Origin of the sequence: Polaromonas sp. JS666 (assembly GCF_000013865.1) — a bacterium.
In the GTDB taxonomy this organism is placed as follows: domain Bacteria; phylum Pseudomonadota; class Gammaproteobacteria; order Burkholderiales; family Burkholderiaceae_C; genus Polaromonas.
Genome location: NC_007948.1, coordinates 3655063 through 3676647 on the forward strand (window position 1 = coordinate 3655063; position 21585 = coordinate 3676647).

24 protein-coding genes are annotated in these 21585 nt (G+C 64.1%); 14 read left to right on the top strand and 10 right to left on the bottom strand.

All coding sequences use genetic code 11. From position 1 onward, the window contains the following. Window positions 1–36: 36 nt before the first annotated feature. Window positions 37–1293 carry an MFS transporter gene (locus BPRO_RS17240; RefSeq protein ID WP_011484353.1) on the bottom strand — a complete coding sequence of 419 codons (1257 nt, stop codon included), beginning with the start codon at window positions 1291–1293 and terminating at the stop codon, window positions 37–39. A 61-nt stretch (window positions 1294–1354) separates the two neighbouring features. Here BPRO_RS17240 and BPRO_RS17245 point away from each other — a divergent pair, with 61 nt between their 5' ends. The 9 genes from BPRO_RS17245 (at window position 1355) to BPRO_RS17280 (ending at window position 8698) form a co-directional block, all read left to right on the top strand. After that, window positions 1355–2008, top strand: a complete 654-nt coding sequence (locus BPRO_RS17245; protein WP_011484354.1) for a TetR/AcrR family transcriptional regulator — start codon at window positions 1355–1357, stop codon at window positions 2006–2008. Then, on the top strand, window positions 2005–2985 hold the full coding sequence (locus BPRO_RS17250; RefSeq protein WP_011484355.1) for an HlyD family secretion protein: 981 nt from the start codon (window positions 2005–2007) through the stop codon (window positions 2983–2985). Before BPRO_RS17245 ends, BPRO_RS17250 begins: the two co-directional genes overlap by 4 nt. 108 nt (window positions 2986–3093) lie before the next feature. Then, a complete protein-coding gene (locus BPRO_RS17255; protein WP_011484356.1) occupies window positions 3094–4065 on the top strand; it encodes an ABC transporter ATP-binding protein in 972 nt (323 codons plus the stop codon). Further along, window positions 4062–5186 carry an ABC transporter permease gene (locus BPRO_RS17260; protein WP_011484357.1) on the top strand — a complete coding sequence of 375 codons (1125 nt, stop codon included), beginning with the start codon at window positions 4062–4064 and terminating at the stop codon, window positions 5184–5186. Before BPRO_RS17255 ends, BPRO_RS17260 begins: the two co-directional genes overlap by 4 nt. Window positions 5187–5273: 87 nt before the next feature. Then, window positions 5274–6596 (top strand): NAD(P)/FAD-dependent oxidoreductase, encoded by a 1323-nt coding sequence (locus BPRO_RS17265; protein ID WP_011484358.1) that lies wholly within the window; start codon window positions 5274–5276, stop codon window positions 6594–6596. A 31-nt stretch (window positions 6597–6627) separates the two neighbouring features. Next, window positions 6628–6768, top strand: a complete 141-nt coding sequence (locus tag BPRO_RS30165; RefSeq protein WP_198140941.1) for a hypothetical protein — start codon at window positions 6628–6630, stop codon at window positions 6766–6768. 7 nt (window positions 6769–6775) lie between these two features. After that, the gene (locus BPRO_RS17270; RefSeq protein WP_011484359.1) at window positions 6776–7075 is read left to right on the top strand and encodes a VF530 family DNA-binding protein; all 300 of its coding nucleotides are present in this window, start codon (window positions 6776–6778) and stop codon (window positions 7073–7075) included. 237 nt (window positions 7076–7312) lie between these two features. Beyond that, window positions 7313–7984: an RluA family pseudouridine synthase gene (locus tag BPRO_RS17275; protein WP_011484360.1), complete on the top strand. Its 672-nt coding sequence runs from the start codon at window positions 7313–7315 to the stop codon at window positions 7982–7984. A 63-nt stretch (window positions 7985–8047) separates the two neighbouring features. Beyond that, a complete protein-coding gene (locus BPRO_RS17280; protein ID WP_011484361.1) occupies window positions 8048–8698 on the top strand; it encodes a protocatechuate 3,4-dioxygenase in 651 nt (216 codons plus the stop codon). A 53-nt stretch (window positions 8699–8751) separates the two neighbouring features. Here the strand turns inward: BPRO_RS17280 and BPRO_RS17285 are convergent, their stop codons facing one another. The 6 genes from BPRO_RS17285 to BPRO_RS17310 all read right to left on the bottom strand — a co-directional run bounded on the left by BPRO_RS17285 (window position 8752) and on the right by BPRO_RS17310 (window position 12781). Next, window positions 8752–9189: a universal stress protein gene (locus BPRO_RS17285; protein WP_011484362.1), complete on the bottom strand. Its 438-nt coding sequence runs from the start codon at window positions 9187–9189 to the stop codon at window positions 8752–8754. Window positions 9190–9371: 182 nt separating this feature from the next. Beyond that, window positions 9372–9653 (bottom strand): DUF427 domain-containing protein, encoded by a 282-nt coding sequence (locus BPRO_RS17290; protein ID WP_011484363.1) that lies wholly within the window; start codon window positions 9651–9653, stop codon window positions 9372–9374. Window positions 9654–9822: 169 nt separating this feature from the next. Beyond that, window positions 9823–10254 carry a hypothetical protein gene (locus tag BPRO_RS17295; RefSeq protein WP_011484364.1) on the bottom strand — a complete coding sequence of 144 codons (432 nt, stop codon included), beginning with the start codon at window positions 10252–10254 and terminating at the stop codon, window positions 9823–9825. A gap of 22 nt (window positions 10255–10276) precedes the next feature. After that, entirely contained in the window at window positions 10277–10930 is a 654-nt protein-coding gene (locus BPRO_RS17300) for a glycine zipper 2TM domain-containing protein (RefSeq protein WP_041388912.1), read from the bottom strand. A 166-nt stretch (window positions 10931–11096) separates the two neighbouring features. Next, window positions 11097–11615 carry a cupin domain-containing protein gene (locus BPRO_RS17305; RefSeq protein ID WP_011484366.1) on the bottom strand — a complete coding sequence of 173 codons (519 nt, stop codon included), beginning with the start codon at window positions 11613–11615 and terminating at the stop codon, window positions 11097–11099. A gap of 26 nt (window positions 11616–11641) precedes the next feature. Next, a complete protein-coding gene (locus BPRO_RS17310) occupies window positions 11642–12781 on the bottom strand; it encodes a DUF2855 family protein (protein WP_011484367.1) in 1140 nt (379 codons plus the stop codon). A 69-nt stretch (window positions 12782–12850) separates the two neighbouring features. Between BPRO_RS17310 and BPRO_RS17315 the strand changes: the two genes are divergently transcribed. Then, on the top strand, window positions 12851–13504 hold the full coding sequence (locus BPRO_RS17315; protein WP_011484368.1) for a TetR/AcrR family transcriptional regulator: 654 nt from the start codon (window positions 12851–12853) through the stop codon (window positions 13502–13504). Window positions 13505–13535: 31 nt separating this feature from the next. Here BPRO_RS17315 and BPRO_RS17320 read toward each other — a convergent pair whose 3' ends face one another. Further along, window positions 13536–14567: a methionine synthase gene (locus tag BPRO_RS17320; RefSeq protein ID WP_011484369.1), complete on the bottom strand. Its 1032-nt coding sequence runs from the start codon at window positions 14565–14567 to the stop codon at window positions 13536–13538. A 66-nt stretch (window positions 14568–14633) separates the two neighbouring features. After that, window positions 14634–15635, bottom strand: coding sequence for an LLM class flavin-dependent oxidoreductase (locus BPRO_RS17325; RefSeq protein ID WP_041388913.1), 1002 nt, complete (start codon window positions 15633–15635; stop codon window positions 14634–14636). Window positions 15636–15746: 111 nt separating this feature from the next. Here BPRO_RS17325 and BPRO_RS17330 point away from each other — a divergent pair, with 111 nt between their 5' ends. Then, a complete protein-coding gene (locus BPRO_RS17330) occupies window positions 15747–16304 on the top strand; it encodes a YaeQ family protein (protein ID WP_011484371.1) in 558 nt (185 codons plus the stop codon). Between the two features lie 58 nt (window positions 16305–16362). On the opposite strand, the gene BPRO_RS17335 is transcribed toward BPRO_RS17330, so the two are convergent. Further along, window positions 16363–18042 carry a long-chain fatty acid--CoA ligase gene (locus tag BPRO_RS17335; RefSeq protein WP_011484372.1) on the bottom strand — a complete coding sequence of 560 codons (1680 nt, stop codon included), beginning with the start codon at window positions 18040–18042 and terminating at the stop codon, window positions 16363–16365. Window positions 18043–18421: 379 nt separating this feature from the next. On the opposite strand from BPRO_RS17335, the gene BPRO_RS17340 reads away from it, so the two are divergent. The 3 genes from BPRO_RS17340 to BPRO_RS17350 all read left to right on the top strand — a co-directional run bounded on the left by BPRO_RS17340 (window position 18422) and on the right by BPRO_RS17350 (window position 21315). Next, window positions 18422–19363 (top strand): Bug family tripartite tricarboxylate transporter substrate binding protein, encoded by a 942-nt coding sequence (locus BPRO_RS17340; RefSeq protein ID WP_041389988.1) that lies wholly within the window; start codon window positions 18422–18424, stop codon window positions 19361–19363. Window positions 19364–19738: 375 nt separating this feature from the next. Further along, complete coding sequence (locus BPRO_RS17345) at window positions 19739–20518, top strand: GntR family transcriptional regulator (protein ID WP_011484374.1); 780 nt, start codon at window positions 19739–19741, stop codon at window positions 20516–20518. Beyond that, a complete protein-coding gene (locus BPRO_RS17350; protein WP_011484375.1) occupies window positions 20515–21315 on the top strand; it encodes a transporter substrate-binding domain-containing protein in 801 nt (266 codons plus the stop codon). Before BPRO_RS17345 ends, BPRO_RS17350 begins: the two co-directional genes overlap by 4 nt. Window positions 21316–21585: the final 270 nt, after the last annotated feature.

Here is a 21585-nt window from a genome sequence, read left to right on the forward strand (position 1 = left end):
GCATCCGGTGGATGCCGGATGCCGGGCACTACGTCCTCAGGAAGTCATCCGGTCGCGGTGAGCCAGCGCGGGAAACCACTTCAGCCACAACGCGGCCACCAGCAAGGTCCCGATGCCGCCGGCCACCACCGAGCCCACGGGGCCGAGCAGCGCGGCCGTCGCGCCCGACTCAAACTCGCCGAGCTGGTTGGACGCGCCAATAAACACCGAATTGACCGCACTGACCCGGCCGCGCATGACGTTGGGTGTTTCAATCTGCATCAGCGTCTGCCGCACCACCACACTCACCATGTCGGCGCCGCCCGAGATCGCCAGCACCACGAGCGACAGGGCAAAGCTGGTGGACAGGCCGAACACCACCATGCACACCCCGTAAAGCGCCACCGCCGCAAGCATGGTATGCCCGACGCGCCGTGCCAGCGGCCAGCGCGTGAGCACCGCCGAAGTCAGCAAGGCGCCCACCGCCGGGGCCGCACGCAGCAAGCCCAGGCCCCAGGGCCCCACATGCAGGATGTCTTTGGCAAACATGGGCAGCAACGCAACGGCGCCGCCCAGCAGCACGGCAAACAGGTCCAGCGACACCGCGCCCAGCAAGGCCTTGCGCTGCCACACAAACTCCGCACCGGCCAGCAGCGTGCGCAGCGAAACAGGCTCGCGCGGCGGCGGCACATGGTCGTAACGAAGGACCGCAATCAGCACGCAGCCCGTGGCAAAAAGGGCAGCGCAGGCGGCATACACCGCCGTGGCGCCCGCCACGAAGATCACGCCCCCCAGCGCCGGCCCGCCAATCACGGCCGCCTGCATGCCGGCCGAACTGAAGGCCATGGCGCGCGGCAGCATGGCAGGCGGCACCAGCATGGGGGTGAGGGCCTGCTGCGCCGGCATCTGGAAGGCCCGGGCCACCCCCAGCACCACCGACACCCCCAGCAGCAGTTCACGCGACACCCAGCCCGACGACGTGCCCGGGTGCGCCCAGCCCTGCGTGGCCGCCACCAGCAACAGGGCCACAGCGGCCTGGGCGACCAGGCAGGCAGCAATGATGCGGCCGCGGTGCACCCGGTCGGCCACATGGCCGGCCAGCAACGTGAACAGCAGCGCCGGCACAAATTGATAGAGGCCGACCAGCCCCAGATCCCAGGCGCTGCCGGTGAGCTCATACATTTGCCAGCCCACCGCCACCATGAGCATCTGGTTACCCGTGGTGCCGAACAGCCGCGCAAGCCACATGCGCATGAAGGCACGCTGGCCAAAAAGATCGGAGGCGCTGTGAACGGAGAGGCTGTGTAGGGACATGGGGCCTGCGATTGTCTCCAATCCGGATTGACCAATTACTACACATTCGTATAATAATTGCATGGTGCGCCCCTCCCAATACATCGACCAGATCCTGCTCGACGCCGGGCTGGAGTTGTTGCCCGTCACCGGTTGCGCCGGCCTGTCGGTGCGGCGCCTGACGCAGCATGCAGGCGTCAACCTCGGGATGTTCCACTACCATTTCAAGACCAAAGAGAACTTCATCAAGGCGGTGCTGGAGCGCACCTACGAAGAAATGTTCTCGGCGCTGACGCTGCGCGTCAATCCCGCGCACCCGCCCATGCAAAACCTGCGCGATGCGCTGGGCGTGCTGGGCAGTTTTGGCATCAAAAATGGCCGCCTGCTGGTGCGCATCATGGGCGATGCCATGAATGGCGAGCCGCTGGCCGCTGACTTCCTCAAGGCCAACCTGCCGCGCCATGTTGAAGTGATTGCCTCGCTGGTGCAGGAAGCCCAGTGGGAGGGCAGCATGGTCAAGGCCCCCGTGCCCCAGGTCATTGCTTTCATGGCCGGCGCCGTTGCGGCCCCCGTGCTGGCGGCCACGGCCTTGCAGCAAAACCCGACCGCCCAGGCCGTGGCCAAGGTGGTTCTCTCTGAAGAGGCCCTGGCCCAACGCATCGAGTTCGCCCTGCGCGGGCTGACGCCTTCTTCCGGAGACAAAAGGGACATAAGAGACACAAGGGACACACGATGAAGACACTGCAGTACTGCGCCTGCGCCCTGCTGGCCGCCAGCCTGCTGGTGGCATGCGACAGCAGGCAGCCTGACACCTTCCCCGGCTATGCCGAGGCGGAATACGTCCGGCTGGCGGCGCCCATCAGCGGCACCCTGGCCCGGCTACACCTGAAGCGCGGCGATGCGGCGCCCGCATCGGCGGCCGCCTTCGTGCTGGAGCAGGACAGTGAACGGGCCGCGCGTGAGGAGGCGGCTCACCGCGTGGCGCGCGCGCAGGACAACCTGGCCAACCTGCGCCAGGGCAAGCGCCCCGATGAACTGGCAGCCATCCGCGCGCAACTGGCGCAAGGCGAGGCCGCGCTGGCGCTGTCGTCTGCCGAACTGGCACGCAGCAACCGCCTGGTGGCGCAGCAGTTCCTCTCGCCGGCCAGCCTGGACCAGGCCCGCACCGCCGTGGCACGCGACCAGGGCCGCGTCAACGAACTGAACGCTCAACTGCGCCAGGCCATGCAGGGTGCACGCAGCGCCGAGATCAGCGCTGCCGAACAGGAAGTCAAGGCCGCACAGGCGCAACTGCAGCAGGCGGGCTGGCGAGTCGACCAGAAAACCCAGCGCACCCCGGTGGCCGGCGAGGTGGTGGACGTGCTGTACCGCGAAGGCGAATGGGTGCCCGCTGGCGCGGCCGTGCTGACCCTGCTGCCGCCGGCCAATATCAAGGCGCGCTTTTTCCTGCCGCAAACCCAGCTCGGCACCATCGCCATCGGCCAGGCGGTGCAGTTGCAGTGCGACGGCTGCGGCGCCGCGATGGCGGCAAAAATCACTTTCATCGCGCGGGAAGCCGAGTACACCTCACCCCTCATCTACAGCAAGGAAAACCGCGCCAAGCTCGTCTTCATGGTCGAGGCGCAACCCGGCCTGACGGACGCGCCACGCCTGCACCCGGGCCAACCGCTGGAGGTACGCCTGGGGAGTAAAGCCGCGGGGCGGGCGCCATGAGCCGCCGGGCCGCTCCCAAGGCGAATGGCACCGCAGCGCGTAGCGCGGAGGTTACCCCATGAACCGCCGGGCCGCTCCCAGGGCGAATGGCAGCGCGGAGGTTAAGCGATGAGCGCCGAGGTCGATCCATCTCCGCTGATTGACGTGCGGGGCCTGACCAAGCGCTACGGCAACCGGGTGGTGGTCGACAACTTCGACATGCGCGTTCCCAAGGGCCGCATCTACGGCTTCCTCGGCCCCAACGGCAGCGGCAAAACCACCACCATCCGCATGCTGTGCGGCCTGCTCACGCCCGACGCGGGCGAAGGCACCTGCATGGGCTACAACATCCGCACCCAGGCCGCGCTGATCAAGCGCGAGGTAGGCTATATGACGCAGCGCTTTGGCCTGTACGAAGACCTGACGATCGCGGAAAACCTCGATTTCATTGCGCGCGTCTACGCCGTGGAGGACCGCCCCCGCAAGGTACGCGAAACGCTGGAGCGCCTGGGCCTGGCCACGCGCGGCGACCAGCTGGCCGGCGCACTGTCGGGCGGCTGGAAGCAGCGGCTGGCGCTGGCCGCCTGCCTGATCCACAGCCCCCGGCTGCTGCTGCTGGACGAGCCCACCGCAGGCGTGGACCCGGCCGCCCGCCGCGACTTCTGGGATCAGATCCACGATCTGGCCGCCGCCGGCCTGACCGTGCTGGTCTCCACCCATTACATGGACGAGGCCGAGCGCTGCCATGAGCTGACCTACATCGCCTACGGCAAGCTGCTCACGCGCGGCACCGTGGCCGAGGTGATTGCCGGCGCCGGGCTGGTGACCTGGGCCATTTCCGGCGCCAACCTGATCGAGGTGGCGCACCGCCTGCGCAAAGCCACGGATATTCGCACGGTAGCGCCCTTCGGCTCCACGCTGCACGTGAGCGCCTCCAGCACCCAGGCTATCGAGGATGCGCTGGCCGCGCTGCCCTTTGAAGGGCTGGCGGTCGAGGCTATCGAGCCCAGCCTCGAGGACGTGTTCATCGCGCTGATGCAGGACGCGCAGGACAACTATTCCGTTGAAAAAACAGGAGAAAAAACAGGAGCAAAGGCATGAGCTGGTCCCGCTTCCTCGCCATCCTGATCAAGGAATTTCGCCAGGTCCGCCGCGACCGCCTGACCTTCGGCATGATGGTGGGCGTGCCCATCATCCAATTGCTGCTGTTCGGCTTCGCCATCAACAGCGACCCCAAACATTTGCCCGCCGCCATCGTCGTGGCCGACCAGAGCGAGTTTTCGCGCAGCTTCGTGGCGGGCCTGGAGAATTCGGAATACTTTCGCATCACCCACCGACTGCAAAGCGAGGCCGAAGGCGACGAACTGCTGGCCACCGGCCAGGTGCAGTTTGTACTGGTGGTGCCGCCGGACTTCTCGCGCAAGCTGATACGCGGCGAGCACCCGGTCATACTGCTCGCCGCCGATGCGACCGACCCCTCCGCCACCGGCAACGCCATCGCGGCGCTGAGCGGCATCGGCCAGCGCGCCATCGGCCGCGAGCTGTACGGCCCACTGGCTTCGCTGCGACCGGCTGACGCGCCATTCGAGGTGCGCGTGCAGCGCCGCTACAACCCCGAAGGCCTGACCAGCTACAACGTGGTTCCGGGCCTGATCGGTGTGATCCTGACCATGACCATGGTGATGATGACCTCGCTGGCGATGACGCGCGAGCGCGAGCGCGGCACCATGGAAAACCTGCTGGCCACCCCGGCGCGCCCGCTGGAGGTGATGCTGGGCAAGATCGTTCCCTACATCTTGATCGGCTACGTGCAGGTGATCGTGATCCTGATCGCCGCGCGGCTGGTTTTCAACGTGCCCATGGTCGGCAGCCTGGTGCTGCTCTCGGTCGTGCTGGTGCTGTTCATCGCGGCCAACCTGGCGGTTGGCTTCACGTTCTCCACCATCGCGCGCAACCAGTTGCAGGCGATGCAACTCACTTTTTTCTTTTTCCTGCCGTCGATGCTGCTGACCGGTTTCATGTTCCCGTTTCGCGGCATGCCGGCCTGGGCGCAAGCCATCGGCGAACTCCTGCCGCTGACGCACTTCCTGCGCATCGTGCGCGGCATCATGCTCAAGGGCAATGGCATCGTGGAAGTGACCGCGCAGCTGTGGCCGATCGCCCTGTTCATGCTGGTGGCAGGGCTCGTAGCCCTCAAGCGCTACCGGCAGACCGTGGACTGAGGGTGAACCGAGCATCGCCTGGGACCAGCCCAGTTAACATGGCGCCACAACAAAGTTAATGGATTCTTGATCCGCTGAGGGAATTTTATGCAACGCATCGTCATCGTCGGCGGGGGCGCGGGAGGGCTGGCCCTGGCGACCCAACTGGGCAAGCGCCTGGGCAAAAAAGGGCTGGCCGAGATCACCCTGGTGGATGCGGCGCGCACCCATGTCTGGAAGCCACTGCTGCACCAGCTGGCTGCAGGCAGCTTTGACACGCATGCCGAAGAAATCGAATACCTGGCGCAGGCCCGCTGGAACCACTTCAAGTTCCGGCTCGGCAGCCTGGTCGGCATTGACCGTCACAGCAAAACCCTGCAGCTGGCCGCCAGCCATGACGCAGCGGGCCGCGAGATCACGCCAGCCCAACAACTGGGCTACGACACGCTGGTGATTGCAGTGGGCAGCCAGACCAACGACTTCGGCACACTCGGCGCTGCCGAGCACACCATCAAGCTGGACAGCCCGCAAGCGGCCCAGCACTTCAACGACCGCCTGATCAACGCCTTCATTCGCGCGCAAACCGTGCCGCGCACGGCCGGCAGCGGGCGCCTGACGGTGGCGATCGTGGGCGGCGGCGCCACCGGCGTGGAACTGGCGGCCGAGCTGCACGCCGCAGCGCGCGTGCTGGCCAACTACGGCTTTGACCATATTCATCCCGAAAAGGATTTGCAGATTGTGCTGGTGGAGGCAGCACCGCGCCTGCTGGCGCAATTGCCGGAACGCCTGAGCGAATCGGCCCTGCGCGAGCTGCGCAAGCTGGCGATTGAAGTGCACACCAATGAGAAAGTGGTTGAGGTCACCGCGGACGGCCTGAAGATGGCCAGCGGCAAGGTGGTGCCGTCCAGCATCACCGTGTGGGCGGCCGGCGTGAAGGCGGCTGATTTTTTAAAGACCATTGGCGCGGGGCCCGACGGCGCGGAGCCGCTGGAGACCAGCAGGCTCAACCAGCTGATCGTCAACGGCAACCTGCAGACCACCCGCGACCCGAGCATTTATGCCTTTGGCGATTGCGCCGCCTGCCAGCAGCCTGATGGCACCTGGGTGCCGCCGCGCGCACAGGCCGCCTACCAGCAGGCCATGTACCTGGCCCGGGCGCTGCCGCTGCTGGGCGCGGGCAAGACAGTGAGGCCCTTTGTCTTCAGGGACCAGGGCTCGCTGGTGTCGCTGGCCGAATATTCGTCGGTGGGCAGCCTGATGGGCAGCCTCTCCCACGGCAGCTTTTTCATCGAGGGCCAGCTGGCCAAACTGATGTACTGGGCGCTGCACAAACAGCACCAGCTGGCACTGGGCGGCCTGAAGAAAACCCTGCTGATCACACTGTCTGAAATGATTGACCGGACGCACCGGCCACGCATAAAGTTGCATTGATAATCAGGACTCAATCTAACCGGAGAATGCCATGGCAAAAGGTCAACAAAACAGCAACAAGATGGTCAAGAAGCCCAAGAAGGACTCGTCACCACCCAAACCGGTGTCACCCGATGCGGTTCGCCCGACCATCGTGACCCAGGTACCGCTGCGGGGCAAGCTGAAAAAGTAGGCCAGCCATGGCTGCGCCCTCCTCCGCTGCGCCTCCGGCCGTTCCACCGCAGCCGGGCAACCCGCTGCATGGCGTCACGCTGGAAGCCATCGTCACCGCGCTGGCGGAGCACTATGGCTGGGAAGACCTCGGGCAGCGCATCAATATCCGCTGCTTCACCAGTGAGCCCAGCGTGGCGTCGAGCCTGAAGTTTTTGCGCAAGACGCCCTGGGCGCGCGAGAAGGTGGAAAGTCTGTACCTCTTCATGTTGCGCGAAAACCGGCGCGCCAGCCCGCCCGTGCACAACTTTCCGCCTCCGCGAACCTGACACACACTGCACCCAAACGCGGGAGAGTCGGCGTCCCTCAGTCCGCCGCGCCGCGACATCCTGGCTAGCACCAATACGGCTCCGTCAAGTTATTCACCCTGAATCGGAATGACCAACACCTTGACTTGTCATTGCGGGCCTGACCCGCAATCCATGGATCCCGGATCAAGTCCGGAATGACAAACCAGGGGCAAGGGCTTCACTGAACCGTATTGGGCCTAGCCCCTGCCCCCCTCGATGCCGAACACCGACTCCCTGTCTGCCCCACTGGAAATCGTCCACACCGACGATCTTTTTCTGGTGCTCCGCAAACCCAGCGGCCTGCTCGCGGTACCGGGGCGCGGCGAGGACAAGCAGGACTGCCTGAGCACGCGCGTGCAACAGCAGCATCCCGAGGCTTTGGTGGTGCACCGGCTGGACATGGGAACCTCTGGCCTGGTGGTCATGGCGCGCAGCCGCGAAGCCCAGCGCGCCCTCAGCAAGGCCTTTGCAGAACGCGCCGTGCACAAGCGCTATGTAGCGGTGGTCGACGGCCTGATGGCAGCGCCTGCGGATTCGCCCGACGGCTGGGGCCGGATCGATTTACCCATCATCGTGGACTGGGCCCGGCGGCCCTTGCGGGTGATAGACGCCGAACGCGGAAAACCCAGTGTGACGCGCTGGCAGATCCAGCATCATGACCGGCAGCGCAATACCACCCGCCTGCTTCTTGAGCCTGTGACGGGCCGCTCGCATCAGCTGCGCGTCCATCTGCAGGCGATCGGGCACCCGATCGTAGGCGACGCGCTGTATGCGACGCCCGCCGTGGCGGCCGGTGCCGGCCGGCTTTTACTGCACGCCTGCCGGCTTGCTTTTGCCCATCCGCTGGGTGGACAATGGATGCAATTTGAAAGCCCGCCGCCCTTCTGAGCCTTTTTGTGAATCGCCTGCTCAGACGGGGTTCGCGATCTCCGGAAAAAATGGAGCATCGTCATGCGTCCAAAGCCTCCTGACCGGCCAGCTCCATCGGGCTGGAACCGCCGTGCCGTTGCGCTGGCGCTGGTTGCCTCGCCTGTTGTGTGGACAGGCGCCCGCGCCCAGCCGGCTCGTCCGCGGCGCGCAACACCCAGCCAGACCGAAGGCCCGTTCTACCCGCTCACCCTGCCGCAGGACGCAGACTTTGACCTGCTGCGCAACGGCGCGCTGAATTACACCCAGGGGCAGCCAAGCTGGCTCGAAGGCTCGGTTACCGACCTGAACGGCAAGCCCTTGCGGGGCGCCCAGGTTGAAATCTGGCAATGCGACCACGCCGGCCACTACGATCACCCCGGCGACGGCGGCCGTATCGACAGGGCGTTTCAGGGTTTCGGCCGCGTGACGGTGAATGCACAGGGCGAGTACCGCTTTCGCACCATTCGTCCGGTGGCTTACGGGAGCCGCACGCCGCACATCCATGTGAAGGTCAAGCTCGGTGGCCGCGAGTTGCTGACGACGCAACTCTATGTGGCCGGTGAGCCGCTGAACCAGCGTGATTTTTTATGGCGCAACCTGCGGGACGATGACGCCCGCGCAGCACTCACCGTGCCGTTCACCCCTGTGCCGGACGGGCTGCGGGCGCAGTTCCCGCTGGTGGTGGAGGTCTGAAGCTGGCGGTGGAAGCTGGCCACCCGGAACCCGGGCACCCTAATCTCGGCGTGCTAATCGCGCACAACCAGCACCGGCAAATGGGCATGTGACAGCACCTGGGCCGTAACACTGCCCAGCACCAATTTTTCCAGTCCACGGCGGCCGTGGGAACTCATGACGATGAGATCGGCACCCACTGATTTCGCTGCTTCAAGGATGCCGCGGTAAATCGCATGGCCCTCAACAATAGAAGCCGTCACGGTGATGCCGTGCTCCAGGAAGGCCTGCTTTGCGACCTTGATCGCTTCATTGGCCTCGGAGGTGGCAGCACCGAGATATTCGGCCTGCCCATAGGAGAAATCTGTTCCCACTCCGGTGAAAGCATACGGGTCTATGACGTAAATGACCGTCACCGCGCTCTTGAACGCCTCGGCAATGGCAATCGCCGTCCCGGTCGCCTGACTAGCGGTAGACGAACCGTCTACGGGCACCAAGATGTGTTTGAACATGACGCAATCTCCTTGAGAGTCATGAGAAGATTCTGAGGCACGAACCATTGTTCGGTCAATGGCTGTAGTTGGCCTGCCTGCGTGTAACTTCGCCCTTTCTTATTTTCCGATCTTGACTAAAGCGGAGGGTAAACCCACCCCTGCGCTACTGAAGTCTGGGAGCCAGCGCGAACGCTGACCGTTCAGGGCTCGATTTTCACGCCCTTCCAGAACGCCACGCGGCCCTTGATCTCCTCCGCCTCGGGCTTGGGGTCGGGGTAATACCAGGCTGCGTCGGTATTCATTTCGCCATTGACCAGCAGCGAGTAGTAGCTGGCCTGGCCTTTCAAGGCGGACATGGTGTGGTGGTTGCTGAACGTCACGTAGTCGCGGTTGAGCGAGCTCTCGGGGAAATAGTGGTTGCCCTCGACCACCACGATGTCATCGCTCTGCGCTATCACTACGCCGTTCCAGATTGCTTTCATTGATTTTTTCCTCAAATTTGCTGAAGTGCAGTCAATCTTCGCACAATGCCGGCCAAAAACCGCAGCTGACCGGGGCTCGCCGTGGCTGCAAGCGCAAACGCCGAGCCCATAAAAAAAAGCGCTGGTGGCTAGCACCGGCGCCTTCAGGAAGATCGAGTGAACGCGCGACTCAATCGTCGTGATCGCCCTTGCCATGGCCTTTGCCGTGATGCTTGTCCTTCTTTTCCTTGTAGTCCCTGTGTTCCCTGTATTTGACGCGCTCGTAGTCGTCATCGCCATCGACCCTGACGAAGTACACAGGCTGGCCGCAGGCGTTGTACCTGGCGCAATGCTTGGACCATTTTTTGGCGTGGCCGGGCGGCACGTGCAAATACAGCGGCTGCTGCACCATAACCGGCGAGCGCTGAATGACGACGGGCTGGGTGTAGATCAGCGGTGGCGGCGGCGCATTGCCGATGTCAATGCGGCCGTACACGCCCGGTGCCAGCGCACCTTCGACGGTGGCGCTCACGTACGGAGTGGCGGCCTGGGCGGCACCGACCCACAAGGCGGACAGGACGACAAGGTTCGCGATCAGCAGGGGTCTGACAAATATTTTCACAGTGTTGCTCTTTCCGGGTTAATCAGCCGGCGGCCGATGCTGCAGGCGCCAGCCGAAGCGTATTGCCTTCGACGACCACCCGCGAACCGACAGCGATCGCGCTCCCATGTTCCAGGGTGCGTACGGACCCGTTGTGCATGCGCACGCGTGTCTGGTAAACGGTGACCTTCTTCATATTCTTCTCGATGGTGTTACCGGCGTAGGCGCCGCCTGCGACGCCGAGCACCGTCATGGCGGTCTTGCCATTGCCGCCGCCGACCTGGTTGCCCAGCAGGCCACCGACGACACCGCCGGCGACGGTACCCAGGCCCACCGTGGTGCCGCCAACGGCAACACCGTTGACCTGGCCCTGGCGTTCCACCGCGACCACCGACTCCACCGTGCCGCAATTGGCGCAACTTTCGGCCTTGGGCGCCTTGGCCACCACGACGGGTGCGTTCCTGGCGCCGGTTGCCGGCGTGTGAGCGGTTTTGGCTGGCTGCTGCTCGGTCTGGGCAACGGCTTCGGTACCGCCGGGCTGCGCCTCGGTACGGCTGACCACCAGCGCGGCCGCCAGTGCCAGCACGGTCACGCCCATAACCGCCATGGTCGGAATGAGCGCCTTGCTGTTGCGCAATTTATCGCCAAAAGCTGGCTCGTTGGCTGGATTGCCGACTGCTTGTTTGTTGTTCTCCACGAGGGGACTCCTGTTTAAGAATCCCATTTGTAACAAACGCGGCTGATCCGCCATGTAGGAGAAGGTGACAATCGTAAGTAAAGTTTGCAGTCGCGCCGGGCAAGCGGTACGTTTCACGCTGTTCATCGGCCTTTGAAACAGGCCGCCATACCCGCTCACTTCGCGCCTACACGCCGCCGTGGGGGTGAGTGGGGTCCACCCACAACACAGTGACGGGCTTCTCGACCGGTTCAATGTCCAAATTCACGGCCACCGCCTCACCGTCGCTGCGGCACAACACACATTCCAGTGTTTCGGTCGGACTGGCATTGATTTCCTGGTGGGGCACATAGGGCGGTACATAAATAAAGTCACCCGGCCCGGCTTCAGCCGTGAATTCCAGGTGCTCGCCCCAGCGCATGCGGGCCTTGCCCTTGATCACGTAGATCACGCTTTCCAGATGACCGTGATGGTGGGCACCGGTCTTGGCATTCGCATGAATCGTCACGGTGCCGGCCCACAGTTTCTGGGCACCCACGCGGGCAAAGTTGATCGCCGCGCGGCGGTCCATGCCCGGTGTCTGCGCGGTATTGCTGTCGAGCTGGTTGCCCGGAATCACCCGAACGCCATCATGCTTCCAGGCCGGCTCTGGTGCTTCATGCGTATGCGCAGGGTCGTGGGGGCCGTGTGTGTGATCAATGCTCATGTCAGCCGCCGGTGATGTGCAAATTATTAGCGTACACCATCCTCAGGCGCTCCGTCCAGCACCACCACATGACCCTGCTGCGGATCCAGGCGGCCGCCATGCAGGTCATCAATCAGGGCCTGCGCGGCTTCAAATCCACGGTGTTCCACCACCTGCATCCAGGGCTGCTGCGCATCGCTGATGCGCCGGATGAAGGCCAGCTGCGCTTCGTTGAAGCGCTGGTTCACCACGGCATGTCCCCAGTCGGCATTTCGTTTGCGGATTTGTACCGGTGCAAAATAAAACTGCGGTGCGGGCCCTGGCAGGTCGAGCGGGCGCAGGAACTGCGTGTTCTGCGCCGAACCGGCATAGCAGTCGTACACCAGCGATTCGCCGAAGTGCTCGTGCACCGCCCGGCGCAGGTCTTCGTCACCCGAGAAATCGACATACAGGGTGAGTTTTCTGCGGTCAAGCCGCGGCAATGCCTCATAGCTGGCGACCTCGCCATAGCAGCCCAGGCCTTCGACAAAGCGCTGGTTGCGCGCCGAGGTCAGCGCCACGCGGTGGATCGCTGGATACGCCTCCAGGCAAAAGGCTGTTCCATAGGCAGTTTTGCTGGACGCGCTGGAAAACACCACCTGCGCCGCCCCAAAGAAAGCGTTGTCCTGCAGAAAATCGGCGAGCATGAACGAAGTGATGAACAACGGCCGCACCAGCATCTGGCAGTTTTCGTCGGCCTCGCGCCAGGCGGCATCGGCGCTGCAGCGCATGTACTGGTTGTAGGCCGAAGTCAGGGTTTGCCGGTGTGCGGCGCCGTCATAAAAGCCGCGCTCCGTCACCCGCTGCGGCTGCACGCGCAGATGGCTCGCAATGGGAAAGTAGCCGTAAAAGCGCTCGCCCACTTCCAGGCCGGGCACACCGGAGCTCACCACGTCGGCAAAACCCCAGACCGGCATGTGGCCCCACCCGGCCTCACCGGTCGGGAAAAAATCCCAGTACTGCATGGCCTCGCCGAACGCGGCGTAGGTGATGTTGTTGGTGGTGAGGGCGACGCGCCGGATTTTCAGCAGCGCCTCGCCGGCAGCCGCGTGGAGGGTGTCTCCTGCGGGCTGTTCAACCGCAATGCGGGTGTGATTCAATGCATCTTTGCGCGTGAGCAGCCGTGTCAGCGTGGCCGGATTGTTCATGGTCGTTCTTCCTTTGGATCATCTGGAATTTGATCAAGCGATCAGTACATGATCAGTACATGACAACCAATGTATAGCCGGCCACCTTCTTCCGGGTTCGGAAAACCCGCTGCAGCCAAACCCCGCAAACGCCCCACGCAGGCCCGCGCGGTGTTCACCGTGCAGGCGATTTACGACGCCTTTGTTCGGATTTGGCGCCAGCACGGATGGGCCGGCGTGACCACCCGTGCGGTGGCGCTGGAAACCGGCGTGTCGGTCGGCACGCTCTATGACTATTTCCCCAACAAGACGGCGCTGCTCTCAGGCTATGTGCGCCATTGCATGGAGCAGCTGCTGCAGGCCATTGAGCAGCAGGCGGTGGCGCCGCCTCACCTCCCGTGGCAGGCACGGCTGCAGACGCTGGTCCGCCTGGTCTGTGGTGTGAACGCGCCGGAACTGCCCTGGTTTGACGCGGACATGCTGGCCCTGGAAGCCGGGATTGCCGAAGTGAAACACCACCGGCGCGCGCACGAGGAACTGCTCGCGGCGTGGACCCGGGTGTTTGATGCCTGCAACGACCTGCCCGCGCGGCCCTCGCGCGAAGCGATCCAGGCCATACACCTGGCGGTCTGGGGCGCAAGGCGCTACGGCCTGCTGATTGGCCTGAGCGACGCCGAAACCGCCCAATGGGCCCTGCAGATGGAGCGCCTGTGCCTGGCGATGGTGGAAGCCGGCCAACCCTGAGGCGCCCGCCCTCCCTTGCCTGATGTTCCGGCTACTTGTAGCGCTCGCGTGCCAGTGCGGCACCTTGCGCCAGCGCCTGCAGTTTTTTAAGCGCCACGTCACGGTCCATCGGCGCCAGGCCGCAATTGGTGCAAGGCAGCAGGCGGTTTTTGGGCACATACTGCAGCGCCTTGCCAATGGTGTCGGCCACCTGCTCCGGTGTTTCAATCTCGTCACTGGCCACGTCTATCACGCCGACCATCACATCCTTGCCTTCGAGCAATGCCATCAGGTGCGCAGGCACATGCGAGTGGTAGCACTCCAGGCTCACCTGCTGGATGCTGCTTTTGGCCAGTGCCGGAAACACGGTCTCATACTGGCGCCACTCTTCGCCCAATGAGGCCTTCCAGTCGGTATTGGCCTTGATGCCGTAGCCGTAGCAGATGTGCACGGCCGTTGTGCAGGTCAGGCCCTGCGCGGCACGCTCCAGCGCCTTCACGCCCCAGTCGGCGGCTTCCTTCATATAGACATTGAAGGCCGGCTCATCAAACTGGATGATGTCCACGCCGTCGGCCTGCAGGGCCAGCGCTTCCTGGTTCAGCAGTTCGGCAAATGCCATGGCCATCTTGACCTTGTCGCCGTAAAACTGGTCGGCGACCGTGTCGACGATCGTCATCGGCCCGGGCAGGGTGAACTTGATTTTTTTGGCGGTGTGGGCGCGCAGCAGGCGAGCCTCGGTGGCATGCACGCGGCCCTTGAGTTTCAGTTCAGCCACCACCTTCGGCACCATGGCGTCATAGCGGTTGTCGCGTATGCCCATCCTGACCTTGTGATCAAAGTCAATGCCGGCCACCTGCTCCAGGAAGCCATGCACAAAATGCTGGCGCGACTGTTCGCCGTCACCGATCACATCCAGGCCCGCGTCCTCCTGCGCCTTGATCCAGAGCAGCGTGGCGTCGGCCTTGGCCTGTTTAAGCTCTTCGCCTTCGGCCTTCCACTGCGGCCAGAGTTTGTTGGTTTCCGACAGCCATCCGGGCTTGGGCAGGCTGCCGGCAATGGTGGTGCTAAAGAGGGGGGATGTCATTCAGAGTCCTCGGTTGTCTCGGTTGGTATTTTTCGGTCCGTTATTTTTTCGGCTTGAAATTCTGCCTCACACAAACTCGCGGGCCAGCAATTCGTAGGAGCGCCGGCGCGCCGCCGGATCGTGGGTCCAGGTGATCACCGCCAGTTCTTCAACCTCCAGTGTATCGGCCAGGCTGCGCAGCCTCGCGGCCACCTGCGGCCCGCTGCCCACCAGCGCAGTCTGCCTGAGTTGGGCAAGCTCCGGCTGCTCGGCTTCGCTATAGGGCCGCAGCGCCACCTCGGCTGGAGAAAGCAGCGGCCCCAGCGCGCCTTTGTTCCTGTCGATTTTCCAGCGCTCGCGGCCCGAAAAATGATGCCAGGCCTCTGCCTCGGTATCGGCCGCCAGGGCCCAGACGCACAGCACAGCCTGCGGCTCGGGATGGCGCGGGCTGGGCTGGTACAGCCGGCGATATAAATCCAGCGCCTGCTGCGCACCCCGTCCGTCGGTGATGAAGTGCGCAAAGGCGTAGGGCAGGCCGTAGTGTGCCGCCAGCTGCGCACCATAGTCGGAGCTGCCCAGCATCCACAACTCGGGGGTGGTGGGCCCCATGGGGTTGGCGGTGACGCCATGCCCGGGATGACCTTCCGGCAAATCGACCCCCGACACCCAGGCCTGCAACTCGCGCACCTGCACCGGAAAATTTTCCGCCGCCTGGTGCGGGTCAGCCCTCAAAAGCCGCGCGGTGCGCATGTCCGAACCTGGCGCGCGCCCCACGCCCAGGTCAATGCGCCCGGGCGCCAGCGCCTCCAGCACACGAAACTGCTCGGCCACCTTGAGCGCCGCATAGTGCGGCAGCATGACGCCGGCGCTGCCCACGCGCATGCGCTGGGTGGTGGCGGCAATCGCCGCCATCAGCACCTCGGGGGCCGAGCCGACGATGCTGGGGTGACTGTGGTGTTCGCTCACCCAGAAGCGGTGGTAACCCAGGGCTTCACAGTGCCGGGCCAGCGCCAGGGTTTCACGGATGGAGGCATCTTCAGTACGGCCGCTGACGGCCACCGACTGGTCAAGAACAGACAGGCTAAGCATCGGCAGACTATAGCCAGACTGGAAAAAACGCGCTCGGCAGGGCTTACGCCGCCGGCTCTGTTCCAATAGCGGGTTATCTCCAGCACTCACTCGTCAAAGAAACCCCACACCATGGCACTCAAGGCCACCATCTACAAAGCCCAACTGCAAATCACCGACATGGACCGCGGGGTGTATGCCGACCACGGCGTGATCATTGCCCGCCACCCGTCCGAGGCGGATGAACGCATGATGATCCGCCTGCTGGCCTTTGCGCTGAACGTACCGGCCGATGACAAGCAGGGCAAGCTGGAATTTGCCAAGGACCTGTGGGACGTGGATGAACCCGCCCTGTGGCACAAGGACTACACCGATGCCGTGCAGCACTGGATCGATGTGGGTCAGCCCGACGACAAGCGCCTGATGCGCGCCGCGGGCCGGGCCGAACGCGTGAGCGTCTACAGTTTTTCCAGCAGCACACCGGTGTGGTGGAAAAATATCGAGACCAAGCTCACACGTGCAGCCAACCTGGTGGTGTGGCAGATCGAGGCGGCGCAAAGCCAGGCACTGGCCAGGCTGGCAGAGCGCAGCATGCAGCTGCAGGTCACGATTCAGGACGGCACGCTATGGATGAGTACCGATGCCGGCTCGGTGGAAATCACGCCGCGCCGGCTCACTGCCGGCGACTGAAGCCTGGGCGCGATCAGGCGGCAGCCTCGCGCCGGCCCCAGGGCCACATCAGGCTTTCTCAGCCATTGCCGCCCTCACTTTCCGCCTCCTGCAGGATGCGCCACATGACCTTGCCCGCGCCGCTTTTGGGCAACGCATCGACGAACTGGACGATGCGCGGGTATTTGTACGCCGCCATGTTCTGCTTGCACCAGTCGATGATGTCGTCCTCGCTGGTCTTGCCCCTGGCCTCGGCGCGCAGCACCACCACCGCCTTGACGGTTTCGCCGCGGTAGGCATCGCTGCTCGAAATGATGCAGGCCTCCTGAATGGCCGGGTGCCGGAACATCAGGGCTTCGACCTCCGCCGGCCAGACCTTGAAGCCCGACGCGTTGATCATGCGCTTGAGCCGGTCGGTGAGGAAGAAGTAACCCTGCTCGTCCATTCGCCCCAGATCGCCCGAGCGAAAAAAGCGTTTGCCGTCCAGCTCGATGAACGCGGCGGCCGTGGCGTCCGGGCGCTTCCAGTAGCCCTGGAAGTTCTGCGGCCCGCACATGATGATTTCACCCTGCTCGCCCTGCGGGACTTCCTGCAACGTCTCGGGGTCGATCACGCGCGCATCGGTGCTGACAAAAGGCACGCCCAGGCATTGCTGCCGGGTCGCATCATAGGGATTGCTGTGCGACGGCCCGCCGGTTTCGGTCAGGCCATAGCCTTCGGCATAGCGCAAGCCGTACTGCTCCCATAAGCGCTGGGCCACGGCCTGCGGCATGGCCGCGCCGCCGCCGCCAATGTACACAAGGCTGCTCAAATCAAAACTGGCGAAGTTGGGACTGCCCAGCAGGTCAATCACCATGGTCGGGATGTTGGTCCAGTGCGTCACGTGCCAGTGCGAGATCAATCGCCCGGCCAGTTCGCGGTCCCAGCGCGGCATGATGACCAGCGTGCCGCCGCCATAAATCGTCGCATGCAGCACCGACACCATGCCGGTGATATGGAACATGGGCACCACCGACAGCGTCACGTTTTCAAAGGTGCTGTTGCCCCACAAAATACTGGCCACCGCGTTGTGCATGATGCTGGCATGCGTGTGCATGCAGCCCTTGGGCAGGCCTGTTGTGCCGCTGGTGTAGGGCAGCACCGCCAGGTCCTGCGGTGTGGCCGTGTGCGCCGGCAATTCACTACCGCCGTCGCCATCGGCCAGCGCATCGGCCCAGTGCATCACAGAGCCACCCTCAAGTGCGGGCAACGCATGCCGGCTGCCCAGCCAGTCGCGCCAGGCTTCAGGCAGGGCGACGCCGTTTTCGCCGGCATCGGCATCAAAGGCATCGCTGTAGTGCGTCACGATCAGGTGCGCCAGCCGTTCGCCGGGCGCCAGTTCGGCGTTGGCCCGGGCCAGTTCGGGCGCCAGGTCAGCCGCCGTGATGGCGACCCTGGCGTCGGGGTCCGTGATGTAGTGCTTGAGTTCCTCGGCCCGGTTCATCGGGTTGACGGGCACCACGACGGCATTGGCCCGCAGGATGGCAAAGTGCGCAATCACCCACTGCGGGCAATTTTGCATGTTGAGCACCACGCGGTCGCCCTTGCGCACGCCCAGCCGGTGCAAGGTGGCAGCCAGCCGCTCGGCTTGCCGCAGCACTTCGGCATAACTGAGCACTCTGTCAAAAAACACCAGCGCCGGCTTGTCGGGAAAGCGCAGCGCGCTGACGGCGAGGTTGTGCCACAGCGATGTGGCCGGAGGCGTGATGCTGCGCGGCAAGCGCCTGGGCCAGACCTGGTAGTGCAGGTCGTGGCGCGGGGCCGCATCGGGCAGGGAGGCGTCGGCAGAGGGGAGTGAAGGCAAGGAAGGGCTCCGGATAAAGATCGGTTCACCACAGCCTACCCGCACTTCGCGCCGCCTGCATCGGGGAAGCTCCCGATAAAACAGTGTCACCTGCGTGACCCGGCGTCTCTATGATGAAAGCGCCCCCGACCGCTGCGCACAGGCCATTGACAACCATTTCATCACCCGTCCCTGTCACCTAATGGCCAATGAGCCAATGGCGCGCAACGTCCCGCATTGCCTTGCACACAAAAACAGGAACACCATGAGCCACCTTTCCCTGCCCACCGTTTTGTTGAAGCTGCCCCGCACCTTGATGACGACGCTGCTGCTGCTCGCCAGCGCCGCGGCGTTCGCCGCATTTCCCGACAAGCCGATTCGCGTGGTGATCGGATTCCCGGCAGGCGGCCCCCTTGACCAGCATGCGCGACTGCTGACCGAGCGGCTGCAGGCGGTGCTGGGCCAGCCCATCGTGATTGACTACAAGTCGGGCGCCGGCGGTACGGTGGGCGCCCAGGACGTGATGAAGGCAGCGCCGGACGGCTACACGCTGATGCTCGCCAACACCGGCGTGATGGTCATCAACCCGGCCCTGTACACCCGCCTGCCCTACAGCACCCTGAGGGACTTCACGCCGATTGCGCGTACCGCCATGCAGCCGCTGGCGCTGCTGGTGAACCCCAAACTGCCGGTTAACACGCTGCGGGAGTTTGTGGACTACACACGCGCGCGGCCCGGCCAGGTCAACTACGGCTCTGCCGGCAACGGCGGCATCAGCCACCTGGTGCCCGAAATGTTCAAGAACGCCACCGGGCTCTTCATGGTTCACATTCCCTATCGCGGCAGCGCACCGGCCTTCACCGACCTGATGGCCGGGCAGGTACAGTTCATGGGCGAGTCCATCCCCCAGGCGGCCAACTACCACAAGCAAGGCAAGGTGCGGGCGCTGGCCGTCACCAGCCGTGAGCGCAACCCCGCCCTGCCCGAGGTGCCCACCGTCATCGAATCAGGCTTCAAGGGTTTTGAGGTGGTGGGCTTTTACGGCTTCCTGGCGCCTGCCGGCCTGCCCAAGGACATCACGGCCAAATTGAGCGACGCGTTCAAACAGGTGATGAACAGCCCGGACATCCGCAGCCGCATGGTGACGCAGGGCGCCGACCCGGCCTTCATGGGCAGCGACGAATTCGCCCAGTTCCTGGCAGCCGAAATGCCGCGCTGGGCCCAGGCGGTCAAGGCCTCGGGCGCGAAGCTCGACTGACCCGCCGCGAGAGAAGAAGGACGAAGAGGAGCGCGATCACCGCGCGGGCGATGCCTTGGCGCGACGCTTCGCTCCACCCGGCCAGCAAATCGGGCAAGGACCCGGGCCGCGGTACTTGTGCCCGCGGCGGCAGGTTTTCCAGCCACCGCGATTGGGTTGTTCCATGGCTGCTTCCTTTCGAGTCATCACTCGAAATTCAGGCGCAGGAAAAATGGTACCCCTGCTATTCCTGACCGGCAACGCCTTCGTTTGGTGCAGCCCGAACCAAAAAGCCGCAGTTTGATGCACCAGCACACCACACAGGTGCACATATCTTGTATACCAGCCAGTTAAACCAGTCCAGAACCCTGGCACGGGATATGCACTGCTTCCTGCATGACCACGGCCTCCCACATCAGCAACCGCATCATTGAAGCCGTGATGGCGCAAAAGCTGGCGCCTGGCGCTCGCCTGGGTGAGCAGCAGCTGGCCATACTGTTTGACTGCAGCCGCACCATCGTGCGGGAAGCCCTGACCCACCTGGCCGCGCGCGGCATCGTCACGGTCAGCGCGCGGCGGGGCTGGTATCTCATTGAGCCCTCCAGGGAGGAAGCGCGTGAAGCCTTCGAGGCGCGGCGCGTGATCGAGATGGGACTGATTCGCTGCACACGCGACGTCAGCAAGTCCGCCATCAAGCAGCTCAAAAGCCACCTGACCCGCGAAAAAGCGGCGGTCAAGGGAGAAGACATCGGCTTGCGCAGTTTTCTGTTGGGCGACTTCCATGTGTGCCTGGCCGAATGCCTGGGCAACAACCTGCTGGCTGACACCCTGCGCGACTTCACCGCACGCACCACCCTGATCGCCATGCTGTACCAGTCCTCGCACGATGCGGCCCAGTCCTGCGAGGAGCATGTGCGCATTGTGCAGGCCCTTGAAAAAGGCGACCTCGTGCTGGCCGAACAACTCATGCAGGCGCATATCGGCAGCGTGCAGGCGGGCCTGCAGCTACAGGCTGCGGGCGGCGATCCGCTGGCGCACCTGCGCAGCGCGCTGAGCCCGCTTTCGCCCGCAAAGGCCAGATCGGCACAAGAGTTGCATACAAGTGTTCGCAAAACCGGCCGGCGCCCGGCCAAACCCCCTGAAGAATCCTCAACCTATCTAGGAGCCCTGCTATGAAGTTACCCCAACTCTCCAAACGCCTGTTTTCCCTGAGCATGATGTCGGCCGCCTTGCTGGTGGCAGCGGGCGTGCAGGCACAAACGGCGCTGGACGACGTGATGAAGGCCAAAAAAATCACCATCGCCATCCCGACCGACTTTCCGCCGTATGGCTTTGTCGGCCCCGACCTCAAGCCGCAGGGCCTGGACATCGACATGGCCAACTACATCGCCGCCAAGCTCGGCGTCGAGATTGAGCTGACACCTGTCAGCAGTGCCAACCGCGTGCCTTACCTGCAAACCCGCAAGGCTGACCTGGTGATCTCCACGCTGGGCAAAAACGCCGAGCGCGAGAAAGTCATCGACTTCACGGCCGCTTACTCGCCTTTCTTTCAGGCTGTCTTTGCGCCCAAGTCCATGAGCATCAAGAGCTTTGCCGACCTGTCAGGCAAGAGCATTGGCGTGACGCGCGGCGCGATTGAAGACCAGGAACTGACCAAACTCGCCCCGGCGGGCGCAGACATCAAACGCTTTGAAGACAACAACGCCACCGTGTCATCGTTCGTCGCAGGCCAGGTGCAACTGATTGCCACGGGTGCCTCAGTCGCCGGCAACATGATGGCCAAAAACCCGAAACTCGCTGCCGAGTACAAACTGCTGCTCAAGGACTCGCCCAACTTCATTGGCGTGGGCAAGGGCGAAGACAAGCTGCGCCTGAAGGTCAATGAAATCATCGCAACGGGCAAAAAGGCAGGCGACATTGACAAGATGGCCGTGAAATGGCTGGGTCGCCCTGCCGGTGATTTGCCACAGTAAATGTTGCACACCCCCGTTGGGGCTCGCTTTGCGTAGCCCCCTCCCCCCTTGCAGGGGGCGCCGCTGGTGGTCCGGCAAAGCCGGTTCCACGGCGGCAGGAGTTGCACACCCCTGTTGGGGCTCGCTTTGCGTAGCCCCCTCCCCCTTGCAGGGGGCGCCGCTGGTGGCCCGGCGAAGCCGGTTCCACGGCGGCAGGAGTTGCACACCCCTGTTGGGGCTCGCTTCGCGTAGCCCCCTCCCCCTTGCAGGGGGCGCCGCTGGTGGCCCGGC